Here is a 13,383-nt window from a genome sequence, read left to right as displayed (position 1 = left end):
CGCGTTCAGCCGGCGTCGGCCGCTGCCATCAGACCGGTGCGGACAGGCGGAACAGCACCAGGCTGAGCGCCAGCGTGGCCATGCTTGCGACCAGGCCGTACACCGTCTCGTGCCCCTGCGCGTAGCGCTTGGCGGCCGGCAGCAATTCGTCCAGGGCCAGGAACACCATCACCCCGGCGATCAGCCCGAACACCGCGCCGAACACCGCCTCGGACAAAAAGCGCGCCAGCGCGACGTAGCCGATCAGCGCGCCGATCGGCTCGGCCAGGCCGGACAGCAGGCTGGCGGCGAAGGCATAGGACTTGCGCCCGGTGGCGTAATGCACCGGCACTGCGATGGCGATGCCCTCGGGGATGTTGTGCACGGCGATGGCGAAGGCCAGCGGCATGCCCACCGCCGGGCTCTCCAGCGTGGCGAAGAAGGTGGCCAGGCCTTCGGGGAAGTTGTGCGCGGTGATCGCCACCGCGGTGAGCAGGCCGACGCGCTTGACGTAGGCACGGTTGTCGTCGCGGAACAGCGGATCGCGGCTGTTGAGGCTTTCGTGCGGATTGGGCACCAGCCGGTCGATGGCCACGATCAGCACCATGCCGGCCAGGAACGCCAGGGTGGCATAGGCCTGGCCCAGGCGCGGATCGAAGGCCTCGCTGAAGGCGGCGATCGACTTGCCGAGGATCTCGGTCAGCGACACGTACACCATCGCGCCGGCGGAGAACGCCAGGCCGAAGGCGAGCAGGCGTGGATTGGGTCCCTTGCTGAACAACACCAGCACGCTGCCCAGGCCGGTAGCCAGACCGGCGCCGAGGGTCACGGCGAGCGCGACCAGGACATTGTGCAGTGGGATCTCCAGCATGCGCCGGCGGCTCCGAGGAAGAGGCGTCGATCAAACCCGGCGCGGTGCGGGTGTCGCGTGAAGGCGCGCGGTGCGCGCCTGTGGCTCAGCCGGCCTTGTGCGCCTGCGCGTCGAGCGCGAAGCAACGGTCCGGGCGTGGCTGCGGCGGATTGAAGTTGACCGGCACCTGGATGGTCCACGGCACCGCCTGGCCGTTGCGGGTAGCGGGATTGAAGGTCCAGCCACGCACCGCTTCCTGCGCCGAGGCGTCGAGCTTGGCCTGGCCGCTGCCGGTGACCACGTCGACTTCGGTGGGCTTGCCCTGCACGCCGACCACCACCTTCAGCACCACGGTGCCGCCGATGCCGGCGCAGGCCACGTCGATCGGGTAGTCCGGCGGCGGTGTCTTCACCGCGGCGACCTCGGTCGGCGGCTGGGTCACGGTGTGTTGCTGGGATTGCTGGGATTGGCCGCAGGCGCTGAGCAGCACGGCGCTCAGGCAGGCCAGGGGGAGCAGACGGCGGGCGGCAACGGTCATGTGGGTCATTCCGGAAGAGCGGACGCCTTGGCGGCGCAGATGAAGTCGTTCTCGCTGAGGCCACCGACGTCGTGGGTGGAATAGCGCACCACCACGCGGTCGTAGTGCACGCCCAGGTCGGGGTGGTGGTCTTCGCGGTGCGCGATCCAGGCCAGCGCGTTGACGAAGGCCAGGGTGCGGTAATAATCGGGGAAGCGGAAGGTGCGGCTGATCGCGTTGCCGTTCTCGACCACTTCCCAGCCGGGCACCTGCGGCAGCAGTTCGGCCAGGCGCGCCTGGGTCAGTCTGTATTCGCTGCCCTTGCAGGGCGAGCAATGGGCCTGGGCGAGCGGGATCAGGTCGTTCATGGAAGGTCTCTGCGGTGGAACGGACAGGGCCGGTCAAGATACCGCCCGCGATGAGCGCAGGGCGTGGAAGGGTCTAGAATACCCGCATGATCCAGATCTCAGACAACGCACAGGCCCATTTCCGCAAGCTGCTCGAACGCGAGGCCGTGCCCGGCATGGGCGTGCGCCTGAGCGCGGTCGATGCCGGCACCCCGCGTGCCGATGCGCGGCTGGAGTTCGCCGAGCCGGCGGACCTGGCCGGCGACGAATGGGCGATCGATTGCGACGGTTTCACCCTGTACGTGGCGGCCGACAGCGTCGGCTGGCTCGACGGCGCCGAAATCGACTACGTCACCCAGGGCACCGGCCAGCAGCTCACCATCAAGGCGCCGAAGATCAAGGGCGAAGCCCCGGGCGAGGCGGCCTCGCTGGTGGAGCGGGTGCGCTGGGTGGTGGAGAACGAGGTCAATCCGCAGCTGGCCCAGCACGGCGGCCGCGTGGCGGTGCAGGAAGTCTCCGCCGACGGCGTGGTGCTGCTGCGCTTCGGCGGTGGCTGCCACGGCTGCGGCATGGCCGACGTGACCTTGAAGCAGGGCATCGAGAAGACGCTGATGGGCCGCGTGCCGGGGGTGACCGCGGTGCGCGACGCCACCGACCACGACAGCGGCAGCGCTCCCTACATCCCGCGCGATTCGGCCGCCTGACGTTTCGCTGCCGGTGACGCGCGCCGCCGACATCCTCGATGTGTTGTTGGCGCGCACGCCGCGCAAGCTGCTGCGCGATCGCCGCACCGGCCTGCCGTATGCATGGGCGCACTGGATCGCGGCGCAGCCTGCGCTGCCGCGGCCGTTCGCGGCCCCCGAACTGATCGCGGCGATGCCGTCGGCGCAGCCGCCTGCGACCCTGCGCCTGCCGGCCTTGCCGCTGTGGCAGGCGTTCCGCCGGCTGTGGTGGCAGCACTGGGATCCGGCGCCGTACGACCAGCGCTGGTGGCGGCGCATCGCCGTGCTGCTCAGCCTGCTGCTGCATCTGCTGTTCGCCATCTTCCTGATGTGGGTGGCGTTCGTGCGCTGGCTGCCGCCGCTGACCGATGCGGACCAGGCTGGACGCGTGCAGGTGGAATTCGTCGGCCGCGGCACGCCCGCCGAGAGCGGCGGTGGGGCGCCGGCCGAGGCGGCGGCATCCACGGAGGCGACGTCGCCGACCCTGCCGCGTGCGCAGCGCGCCGTGTCGCGTGCGCGCCCAACGCCGCCGGCCGCTGCAGCGCCCGCGCCTGCACCGGCCGCGGAGCCAGCGCCGGCTCCGCCGGTGCCCGCGCCGACCACGGCCAGTGCGCCGCCACCGCCGCCGGTTGAGCAGCCGCTGCAGGTGACCGAAACGCCCACGCCCACGCGCGACTTCGTACTGCCGCCGCCACCGAGCGTGCGTGTCCTGGTGCCGACACCGCGCGCGGTGGTGCCGCCCGACGTACAGGTGCCGGTGCGCGAGGTCGAAGTGGTCACCGACGTGCCGACCGTGGCGCAACTGCGGTCGCGCGACATCGCGGTGCCGCGCCCAGTCGCACCGCAGGTACAGGTGCGCGAACGGGAAGTGCCGGCACCGCTGCCGCAGGTGCAGGTTCCCGCACCACAGCTGCGCACGCCGACGCCCACGCCGGTGTTGCGCAGTGCGGACGTGCCGCAGGTGCGGCAGATCGAAGTGCCGACGCCGAGCACCGCCACCGCGAGCGCACCCACGCCGGCACCGGCGGCTGCCCCGGCCGCAAGCCCGGACACGACGCCGGCGAGCGCGCAGACCCCGCAGCCGGCGCCGGCCGGCGCTGCGTCCAGTGCGACTGCCAAGCCGACCGCCGCTGCGGCCGGCACCGCGCCGCCCGGCAGCCAGGCCGTGAGCCCGGGCAGCGGTCCGGCGCCGGTCGCACGTGACGGCGGCTGGGCCACGCCGCAGCGCGGCGACGACTGGGGCGCGGCCGCACGCAACCGCCCGGGCGATGCTGGTGCCGGCGCCAGCAAGGGTGGCGGCCTGTTCAATGCCGACGGCAGCGTGCGCCTGGCCGATGGCCGCGGCAACGACCAGGCACCGGCGCGCAGCGCGCCTGGCTCGGAGACCGACACCTGGACGCGCGAGCGCATCGAAAAGGCCGGGGAATGGCTCAAACGTCCGCCGTACGACTACACGCCGACTTCGTTCGACAAGTACTGGCTGCCGAACGCGACGCTGCTGGAAGAGTGGGTGCGGCGCGGCATCAAGTCGGTGAAGATCCCGATTCCGGGCACCACCAGCAGCATTTCCTGCGTGGTCTCGATCCTGCAGGTGGGCGGCGGCTGCAGCATCACCGACCCCAATCTCAACGAGCAGCCGGCTGGCGCGCGGCCGCCGCCGAACGTGCCGTTCAAACGCGAGCTGCAGGAAGACAACGGCAGTCGCTGAGTGGCGGGGTACCCGCCCGCTCACACATGTGGGCGCCGCACATCACCAACTGCGGCACACGCGGACCGGGCGCGGTTTGGTCCAAGTGGATGGCTTCAGCTGGCACGGCGTTGCCTGCGAGGGCTCGTCGCGACTAAAAGGCAGCATCAAACAAGCCGTCGCGCACGACGTGCTGTTTCGTAAGAGCGGATGAAGCCGCTCTTACGTGTGTGCCTCACGTCGTTGGATAGGGTAGAAGCGACACCGGATCGCGCACCACGCGAAAGTGGCGGCGAGCTGGTCACGCGTCGACGGTGTCGCATCCGGAGCGCGCGCTGTGCGCAGTCCCGTCGCCGCTGCTCGGCGCAGCCTGGTGCAGGCGACCGCGCGCGTCATGTGGCGTGCGCGGTCCCTGCGCGCGGTGCGCTCAGTTCACGCCGTGCAAATCGCGCAACTGGCTGCTGCGCGAGCCGAAGTAGGCGGCCAGGTCGGCGATGTCCTGGTCGCTCAGCTGCGCCGCCTGCGGGCTCATCAGCGGATGCGTGCGGGTGCCGCCGCGATAGGCCTGCAGCGCGTGTGCCAGGTAGTCGCCGTACTGGCCGCCGAGCTTGGGATAGGTCGGGTCGATCGGCGCGTTGCCGTCGGCGCCGTGGCAGTCGATGCAGCTCTGCCCGGTGGCCTTGCCCTTGGCGTGGGCCAGCTTGTCGCCGGCGTCGATGCGCCCGCCGGGCAGGCCGGCGGAGGAGCCGGAACCGTGCTCGCCGCTGGCGTGGCCGGGGTCGCCGGCGGATTTGCTGGTGGATTCCACCTGCGATTGCGAACAGGCCCCCAGGCACAGGGCGGCAAGCAGGACGAGGGCGGGACGCAAGGCGTGCGCGGCGTTCGGCATGGGAGGCCTACTTGAGGGTGGACAGGAAAGCGGCGATGTCGGCGATCTCCTGGTCGGAGAAGCTTTCCGCCTGGGCCTGCATGGTCGGATGCTTGCGCTTGCCGAGCCGGTATTCGGTCAGCGCCTGGGTCAGGTACTGCGCCGACTGCCCGCCGATCTTGGGGATGCGGTAGCTGGGATAGGCGTTCTTGTAGCCGGTGACGCCGTGGCAGCCCTGGCAGGTGTAGGTGAGCACCCGGCCGTTGGCCGCGTTCCCCTGAACAGGCGCAGGTGCCGCGGCTGCGGCGGCGGGAGCGGCGGGCGCCGGCGCGGTCTGCGCCATCGCCGGGGCGGCCCCAACAGAAACGAGTACGGCCAGAGCAAAACAAGCGGCTAGCGGCTGCGTGCGCATGGTTTCGTGGTCCGGAGGACGGATTGGGGTTCCGGCGTGGGGGAACACGGAACGGCCCGAGTATAGCCTCACCTTTCGCGGCTCCGAAACTGGCGGCGGTGGGCGACCCGTGACCTTTGGGGCATACGGCACGACGTCGTTTGGTGATCTACTTATCTACAACACCATTCACGCCATCCACCAAGGACACCACGATGACGCGACCGCTCACGCGCCGCACTGCCACTTGCGCTGCCGCGCTGTTGGTCACCACCACGCTGCTGCTGAGCGCCTGCAAGCCGGCGGCGGAGGCCAAGGCCAAGGCCGCCGACAGCGAGAAGGCGCCGGAGGCGGTGCCGGTGGAGGTGGCGGCGGCCAGCCGTCGTGCGGTGGCGGCCAGCTACAGCGGCACCGCGGCGCTGGAAGCGCGCGCCGAATCGCAGGTGGTCGCCAAGACCTCCGGCGTGGCCCTGGCGGTGCTAGCCGAGGAAGGCCAGCAGGTGCGCGCCGGCCAGCCGCTGGTGCGGCTGGACCCGGACCGCGCGCGGCTGGCGTTGGCGCAGAGCGAGGCGCAACTGCGCAAGCTGGAGAACAACTACCGCCGCTCGCAGCAGCTGGTGGGCCAGCAACTGGTCAGCGCCGCCGACGTCGACCAGATCAAGTACGACCTGGCCAACGTGCGCGCGCAACACCAGTTGGCCGCGCTGGAGCTGTCCTATGCCACGGTGGTGGCGCCGATCTCCGGGGTGATCGCCTCGCGTTCGATCAAGACCGGCAATTTCGTGCAGATCAACACGCCGATCTTCCGCATCGTCGACGATTCGCGGCTGGAGGCCACGCTCAACGTGCCCGAGCGCGAGCTGGCCACGCTCAAGACCGGGCAGCCGGTGACCCTGCTGGCCGATGCGCTGCCGGGCAAGCAGTTCCGCGGCCGGGTCGACCGCATCGCGCCGGTGGTGGATGCCGGCAGCGGCACCTTCCGCGTGGTCTGCGCCTTCGACGAAGGGGCGGAGGCGCTGCAGCCGGGCATGTTCGGCCGCATCCGCATCGATTACGACCAGCGCGCCGATGCGCTGGTGGTGCCGCGGCTGGCGCTGCTCGACGACGGCGAGCCGGCGGTGTTCCGCGTGGTCGCCGGCAAGGTCGCGCGAGTGCCGGTGACGCTGGGCTATGCGGAAGGGCCGTGGGTGGAGATCCGCCAGGGCCTGCAGGCCGGCGACCAGGTGGTCACCGCCGGCAAGGTCGCGCTGCGCGACGGCAGCCGCGTGCAGGTGATCGCGCCGCAGCGCGAGGTTGCCGACGCCACCCCGGCCGCCACCGCCGGAGCGCGCTGATGCACGGCTCCGATTCCGACGCGCACGCACCGCCTGCGCCCGCCGCCGCGCACGGTGGCGGCCTGGTCGAATTCGCCACCCGCCGCCGCGTGACCATCGCGATGATCACGCTGACCATGCTGCTGTTCGGCGCGATCGCGCTGCACGGGCTCAAGGTCAACCTGCTGCCGGACCTGAGCTATCCGACCCTGACCGTGCGCACCGAGTACGCCGGCGCTGCGCCGTCGGAGATCGAGACGCTGGTGACCGAGCCGGTCGAAGAAGCCGTCGGCGTGGTCAAGAACCTGCGCAAGCTCAAGTCGGTCTCGCGCACCGGACAGAGCGACGTGGTGCTGGAGTTCGCCTGGGGCACCAACATGGACCAGGCCAGCCTGGAGGTGCGCGACAAGATGGAGGCGCTGTCGCTGCCGCTGGAGGCCAAGGCGCCGGTGCTGCTGCGCTTCAATCCCTCCACCCAACCGATCATGCGCCTGGTGCTGTCGAGCAAGACCGCCGCGCACACCGACGCCGAGGCGGTGCGCGCGCTGACCCAGTTGCGTCGCTACGCCGACGAGGACCTGAAGAAGAAGCTGGAGCCGGTGGCGGGCGTGGCCGCGGTCAAGGTCGGCGGTGGGCTGGAGGACGAGATCCAGGTCGACATCGACCAGCAGCGGCTGGCGCAGCTCAACATGCCGATCGACACGGTGATCGCGCGGCTCAAGGACGAGAACGTCAATCTCTCCGGCGGACGCCTGGAGCAGGGGACGCAGCGCTACCTGGTGCGCACCGTCAACCAGTTCGCCGACCTGGACGAGATTCGCAACCTGTTGCTGACCACCCAGGGCGCCGGCGGCAACGCGGCCGACGCGGCCCTGCAGCAGATGTATGCGATCGCCGCCTCCACCGGCTCGGAAGCCGCGATCGCGGCGGCCTCGGCGGCGCAGAGCGCGACGTCCAGCACGACCACCACCGTCGCCGGCGGCATGCCGATCCGGCTCAAGGACGTGGCGCAGGTGCGGCAGGGCTACAAGGAGCGCGAGGCGATCATCCGCCTGGGCGGCAAGGAGGCGGTGGAACTGGCCATCTACAAGGAAGGCGACGCCAACACCGTGGCCACCGCGGCGGCGCTGCGCAAGCGCCTGGAGCAACTGCAGGCGCAGATTCCCGCCGACGCCGAGCTGACCACGCTGGAAGACCAGTCGCGCTTCATCGAGCACGCCATCGGCGACGTCAAGAAGGATGCGGTGATCGGCGGCCTGCTGGCGATCCTGATCATCTTCCTGTTCCTGCGCGATGGGTGGAGCACGTTCGTGATCGGGCTGTCGCTGCCGGTGTCGATCGTGACCACGTTCTTCTTCATGGACCGGCTCGGCCTGAGCCTCAACGTGATGTCGCTGGGCGGGTTGGCGCTGGCCACCGGCCTGGTGGTGGACGATTCCATCGTGGTGCTGGAAAGCATCGCCAAGGCACGCGAGCGCGGCCTGAGCGTGCTCGATGCGGCGATCGTCGGCACCCGCGAGGTCGGCATGGCGGTGGTCGCCTCGACCCTGACCACGATCGCGGTGTTCCTGCCGCTGGTGTTCGTGGAGGGCGTGGCCGGGCAACTGTTCCGCGACCAGGCGTTGACCGTGGCGATCGCCATCGCGATCTCGCTGGTGGTGTCGATGACGCTGATCCCGATGCTCAGCTCGCTGAAGGGCCGTGCGCCGCTGGCGTTCCCGGTGGAACCGGCGCCGCCGCACTGGCAGCCGCGGCGCGGCTGGCTGAAGCCGCTGGCCTGGAGCCGGCGCGGCGCAGGTGCGGCGGTGCGCGGGGTGTTCTTCGGCGCGGCCTGGCTGTGCGTGCGGCTGGGGCGCGGTGCGGTGGCGGTGGTCGCGCCGGTGATGCGCAAGGCCAGCGCCCTGGCGATGGCGCCGTACGCGCTGGCCGAGCGCGGCTACCTGCGGCTGCTGCCAGGTGCGCTGGCGCGTCCGGGCTGGGTGCTGGGACTGGCGGCGCTGGCCTTCGCCGCGACCCTGGCGGTGGCGCCGCTGCTGGGCGCCGACCTGATCCCGCAGCTGGCGCAGGACCGCTTCGAGATGACGGTGAAGCTGCCGGCCGGCACGCCGCTGCGGCAGACCGATGCGCTGGTGCGCGAATTGCAGGAGGTGCACGGCAAGGACGCGGGCGTGCAGGCGCTGTACGGGGTCAGCGGCAGCGGCACCCGGCTCGACGCCAACCCCACCGAGAGCGGCGAGAACATCGGCAAGCTGACCATCGCCATGGCTGGCGGCGGCAGCGCGCAGTTCGAGGCGCAGCAGAGCGAGCGCATGCGCGCGACGATGCGCAACCATCCGGGCGTGCAGGTCGGTTTCAGCCGGCCGGAGCTGTTCAGTTTCTCCACGCCGCTGGAGATCGAACTGCGAGGCCAGGACCTGCAGACCATCCAGCACGCCGGGCAGAAGCTGGCGGCGCTGCTGCGCGGCAACGGCCACTTCGCCGACGTCAAATCCACGGTGGAGGAGGGCTTCCCGGAGATCCAGATCCGCTTCGACCAGGAGCGCGCCGGCGCGTTGGGACTGACCACGCGGCAGATCGCCGACGTGGTGGTGAAGAAGGTGCGCGGCGACGTCGCCACCCGCTACAGCTTCCGCGACCGCAAGATCGACGTGCTGGTGCGCGCGCAGCAGAGCGACCGCGCCAGCGTCGACAGCATCCGCCGGCTGATCGTCAATCCGGGCAGCAGCCGGCCGGTGACCCTGGACGCGGTCGCCGACGTGGTCGCCACCACCGGCCCCAGCGAGATCCACCGCGCCGACCAGATCCGCGTGGCGATCGTCTCGGCCAATCTGCGCGACATCGACCTGGGCACGGCGGTGCGCGAGCTGGGCGAGATGGTGGCGCGCGATCCGCTCGGAGCCGGCGTCGGCATGCACATCGGCGGGCAGGGCGAGGAACTGGCGCAGTCGGCGCGCTCGCTGCTGTTCGCGTTCGGCCTGGCGGTGTTCCTGGTGTACCTGGTGATGGCCTCGCAGTTCGAGTCGCTGCTGCACCCGTTCGTCATCCTGTTCACCATCCCGCTGGCGCTGGTCGGCGCGGTGCTGGCGCTGCTGCTGACCGGCAAGCCGGTGTCGGTGGTGGTGTTCATCGGCCTGATCCTGCTGGTGGGCCTGGTCACCAAGAACGCGATCATCCTGATCGACAAGGTCAACCAGTTGCGCGAGGAGGGCGTGGCCAAGCGCGCGGCGCTGATCGAAGGCGCACGCTCGCGGTTGCGGCCGATCGTGATGACCACGCTGTGCACGCTGTTCGGCTTCCTGCCGCTGGCGATCGCCAGCGGCGAGGGCGCCGAGGTGCGCGCGCCGATGGCGATCACCGTGATCGGCGGGCTGCTGGTGTCCACGCTGCTGACCCTGCTGGTGATCCCGGTGGTCTACGACCGCCTGGACCGCCGCGCCGACGCGTACTACGCCGAACGCGGGCGACGTGCGCGGCAACGTGAAAACGGCGAGCAGCGCCTGCAGGACGGCGAGGGCGCGCCGGCATGAGCGTCGCCGAGTTCAGCATCCGCCGTCCGGTCACCACCATCATGTGCTTCGTGTCGCTGGTGGTGGTCGGGCTGATCGCCGCCTTCCGCCTGCCGTTGGAGGCCTTGCCGGACATCTCCGCGCCGTTCCTGTTCGTGCAGTTGCCGTACACCGGCTCGACCCCGGACGAGGTCGAGCGCAACCTGGTGCGGCCGACCGAGGAAGCGCTGGCGACGATGACCGGGATCAAGCGCATGCGCTCGACCGCCACCGCCGACGGCGCCAACATCTTCATCGAGTTCTCCGACTGGGACCGCGACATCGCCATCGCCGCCTCCGATGCGCGCGAGCGTATCGACGCGATCCGCGCCGACCTGCCGGCCGACCTGCGGCGCTACAACGTGTTCAAGTGGTCCAGCAGCGATCAGCCGGTGTTGAAAGTGCGCCTGGCCGGCGCGGCCGACCTGACCGGCGCGTACGACATGCTCGATCGCGAGTTCAAGCGTCGCCTGGAGCGCATTCCCGGGGTGGCCAAGGTGTCGGTGTCCGGCGCGCCGCCGAACGAGGTCGAGATCGCCATCGCCCCGGACCGGCTCAGCGCGCACAACCTCAGCCTCAACCAGCTCAGCGAGCGCCTGGGCAAGCTCAACTTCTCGCTGTCGGCCGGGCAGATCGACGACAACGGCCAGCGCCTGCGGGTGCAGCCGGTCGGCGAGCTGCGCGACCTGCAGGAGCTGCGCGACCTGGTCATCGACGCCAAGGGCCTGCGCCTGGGCGACATCGCCGAGGTGCGGCTGAAGCCGACCCGGATGAGCTACGGCCGGCGCCTGGACGGGCGCCCGGCGGTGGGCCTGGACGTGTTCAAGGAGCGCAGCGCGAATCTGGTCGAGGTCTCGCGCGCGGTGCTGGCCGAGGTCGAGCAGATCCGCAAGCAGCCGGCGCTGAGCGACGTGCAGATCAAGGTCATCGACAACCAGGGCAAGGCGGTGACCTCCTCGCTGGCGGAACTGGCCGAAGCCGGCGCGGTCGGCCTGCTGCTGTCGGTGACGGTGTTGTTCTTCTTCCTGCGGCACTGGCCGTCGACCCTGATGGTGACCCTGGCGATCCCGATCTGCTTCGCCATCACCCTGGGCTTCATGTACTTCGCCGGGGTCACCCTCAACATCCTGACCATGATGGGCCTGCTGCTGGCGGTGGGCATGCTGGTGGACAACGCGGTGGTGGTGGTGGAGAGCATCTACCAGGAGCGCGAGCGCATGCCCGACCAGCCGCAGCGCGCTTCCATCCTCGGCACCCGCAATGTCGCCATCGCGCTGTCGGCCGGCACCCTGTGCCACTGCATCGTGTTCCTGCCGAACCTGTTCGGCGAGACCAACAACATCAGCATCTTCATGTCGCAGATCGCCATCACCATCTCGGTGTCGCTGCTGGCGTCGTGGCTGGTGGCGGTGAGCCTGATCCCGATGCTGTCGGCGCGCATGCGCACCCCGGCGCTGCTGCATTCCCCGCATGGGCTGATCCCGCGCCTGCAGCGCCGCTACGCGCGGGTGCTGGCCTGGTCGCTGGCGCACCGCGGCTGGAGCGTGTGCGCGATCCTGCTGATCAGCGCGCTGAGCGTGATCCCGATGCTGCAGACCAAGAAGGACATGTTCGGCGGCGACGGCGGCGAGCAGGTCTTCATCGGCTACCAATGGAAGGGCGCCTACACGCGCGAGCAGATGGCCGAGGAAGTGACCCGGCTGGAACGCTTCATCGACGCGCGCCGCGCGCAGTACCACGTGACCCAGGTGTATTCCTGGTTCAGCGAGCAGGAGGGCAGCAGCACCACGCTGACCGTCGATCTGAAGCAGGTCCGCGACCTGCCCACGCTGATGGAACGCATCCGCAAGGAACTGCCGCGCTCGGCGCGGGTGGATTTCCACGTCGGCAACAGCAACGGCGGCGATGGCGGCAACGGCGGCGGGCAGACCGTGCAGGTGCAACTGGTCGGCGATTCCACCGAGGCGCTGCGCGCGCTCGCCGACGACGTGGTGCCGCTGCTGGCGCGGCGCAAGGAGCTGCGCGACGTGCGCGTGGACAGCGGCGATCGCAGCGCCGAACTGGCGGTGCGGGTGGACCGCGAGCGCGCCGCCGCGTTCGGCTTCAGCGCCGAGCAGGTCGCCAGCTTCGTCGGCCTGGCGCTGCGCGGCGCGTCGCTGCGCGAGTTCCGCCATGGCGACAACGAGGTGCCGGTGTGGGTGCGCTTCGCCGGTGCCGAGCAGACCTCGCCGGAAGACCTGGACAGCTTCAACGTACGCACCCAGGACGGGCGCAGCGTGCCGTTGCTGAGCCTGGTCGAGACGCAGCCGCGCGCCGCCGCGACCCAGATCGCCCGCACCAACCGGCAGACCACGCTGACCATCACCGCCAACCTCGGCGCCAAGGTCACCGCGCCGGAAGCCAAGCAAGCGATCGAGGATACCCTCAACGCGGTCAGCTTCCCGGTCGGCTACCGCTACAGCTTCGACGGCGCGGACGGTCAGGACGACGACCAGGCCAGCAAGCAGATGCTGTTCAACCTGCTGATCGCGCTGGTGATGATCTACGTGGTCATGGCCGCGATGTTCGAATCGCTGCTGTTCCCGGTGGCGATCATGAGCGGTGTGCTGTTCTCGGTGTTCGGCGTGTTCTGGCTGTTCTGGATCACCGGCACCAGCTTCGGGATCATGGCCTTCATCGGCATCCTGGTGCTGATGGGCGTGGTGGTGAACAACGGCATCGTGATGATCGAGCACATCAACAACCTGCGCCGGCGCGGGCTGGGCCGCACCGAGGCGCTGATCGAAGGCTCGCGCGAGCGCCTTCGCCCGATCATGATGACCATGGGCACGGCGATCCTGGCGATGGTGCCGATCTCGCTGACCACCACGCAGATGTTCGGCGACGGCCCGGCCTACTACCCGATGGCGCGCGCCATCGCCGGCGGCCTGGCGTTCTCGACCGTGGTCAGCCTGCTGTTCCTGCCGACCATCTACGCAATCCTGGACGATCTGAGCAACGGCGTGGCCAACCTGGTGCGGCGCGCGCGTGGGCGTCGCGACGTCGCCGCGCAGATGGTGTCCTGATCCGGAGGCTTCAGACGACCTGTGGGAGGGGCTTCAGCCCCGACGCCGTACCGCGTCGGGGCTGAAGCCCCTCCCACAAGGGTGAACGTGCGCGGCGAC

10 protein-coding genes are annotated in these 13,383 nt (G+C 70.3%); 5 read left to right on the top strand and 5 right to left on the bottom strand.

Annotated features, from left to right (window positions below):
• Positions 1-28 precede the first annotated feature (28 nt).
• From zupT to CEK69_RS11765, 3 genes are all read right to left on the bottom strand, one after another.
• Positions 29-850, bottom strand: a complete 822-nt coding sequence (gene zupT / locus CEK69_RS11775; RefSeq protein WP_152245739.1) for a zinc transporter ZupT — start codon at positions 848-850, stop codon at positions 29-31.
• 85 nt (positions 851-935) lie between these two features.
• Positions 936-1,367, bottom strand: a complete 432-nt coding sequence (locus CEK69_RS11770; protein WP_148829473.1) for an energy transducer TonB — start codon at positions 1,365-1,367, stop codon at positions 936-938.
• 5 nt (positions 1,368-1,372) lie between these two features.
• Positions 1,373-1,714 (bottom strand): 4a-hydroxytetrahydrobiopterin dehydratase, encoded by a 342-nt coding sequence (locus tag CEK69_RS11765; RefSeq protein WP_017910810.1) that lies wholly within the window; start codon positions 1,712-1,714, stop codon positions 1,373-1,375.
• A gap of 86 nt (positions 1,715-1,800) precedes the next feature.
• On the opposite strand from CEK69_RS11765, the gene CEK69_RS11760 reads away from it, so the two are divergent.
• Both CEK69_RS11760 and CEK69_RS11755 read left to right on the top strand, forming a co-directional pair.
• Entirely contained in the window at positions 1,801-2,397 is a 597-nt protein-coding gene (locus CEK69_RS11760; protein ID WP_017915596.1) for an NfuA family Fe-S biogenesis protein, read from the top strand.
• Positions 2,398-2,410: 13 nt separating this feature from the next.
• Positions 2,411-4,123: a transmembrane repetitive protein gene (locus CEK69_RS11755; RefSeq protein WP_152245737.1), complete on the top strand. Its 1,713-nt coding sequence runs from the start codon at positions 2,411-2,413 to the stop codon at positions 4,121-4,123.
• A gap of 406 nt (positions 4,124-4,529) precedes the next feature.
• Here the strand turns inward: CEK69_RS11755 and CEK69_RS11750 are convergent, their stop codons facing one another.
• On the bottom strand, positions 4,530-4,991 hold the full coding sequence (locus tag CEK69_RS11750) for a cytochrome c (RefSeq protein WP_017911097.1): 462 nt from the start codon (positions 4,989-4,991) through the stop codon (positions 4,530-4,532).
• 7 nt (positions 4,992-4,998) lie between these two features.
• Entirely contained in the window at positions 4,999-5,382 is a 384-nt protein-coding gene (locus tag CEK69_RS11745) for a cytochrome c (RefSeq protein WP_026143839.1), read from the bottom strand.
• A 194-nt stretch (positions 5,383-5,576) separates the two neighbouring features.
• Here CEK69_RS11745 and CEK69_RS11740 point away from each other — a divergent pair, with 194 nt between their 5' ends.
• The 3 genes from CEK69_RS11740 to CEK69_RS11730 are packed head-to-tail and all read left to right on the top strand — an operon-like array spanning position 5,577 to position 13,284.
• Positions 5,577-6,695 carry an efflux RND transporter periplasmic adaptor subunit gene (locus CEK69_RS11740; RefSeq protein WP_043092113.1) on the top strand — a complete coding sequence of 373 codons (1,119 nt, stop codon included), beginning with the start codon at positions 5,577-5,579 and terminating at the stop codon, positions 6,693-6,695.
• A complete protein-coding gene (locus CEK69_RS11735) occupies positions 6,695-10,201 on the top strand; it encodes an efflux RND transporter permease subunit (protein WP_152245735.1) in 3,507 nt (1,168 codons plus the stop codon). Before CEK69_RS11740 ends, CEK69_RS11735 begins: the two co-directional genes overlap by 1 nt.
• Positions 10,198-13,284, top strand: coding sequence for an efflux RND transporter permease subunit (locus tag CEK69_RS11730; protein WP_152245733.1), 3,087 nt, complete (start codon positions 10,198-10,200; stop codon positions 13,282-13,284). Before CEK69_RS11735 ends, CEK69_RS11730 begins: the two co-directional genes overlap by 4 nt.
• Positions 13,285-13,383 lie beyond the last annotated feature (99 nt).

The sequence above is a fragment of the Xanthomonas sp. LMG 12462 genome (assembly GCF_009192885.1).
In the GTDB taxonomy this organism is placed as follows: domain Bacteria; phylum Pseudomonadota; class Gammaproteobacteria; order Xanthomonadales; family Xanthomonadaceae; genus Xanthomonas_A; species Xanthomonas_A sontii.
The sequence above is the reverse complement of the archived record's forward strand: the minus strand, read 5'-3'. Positions and strand labels throughout refer to the sequence as shown.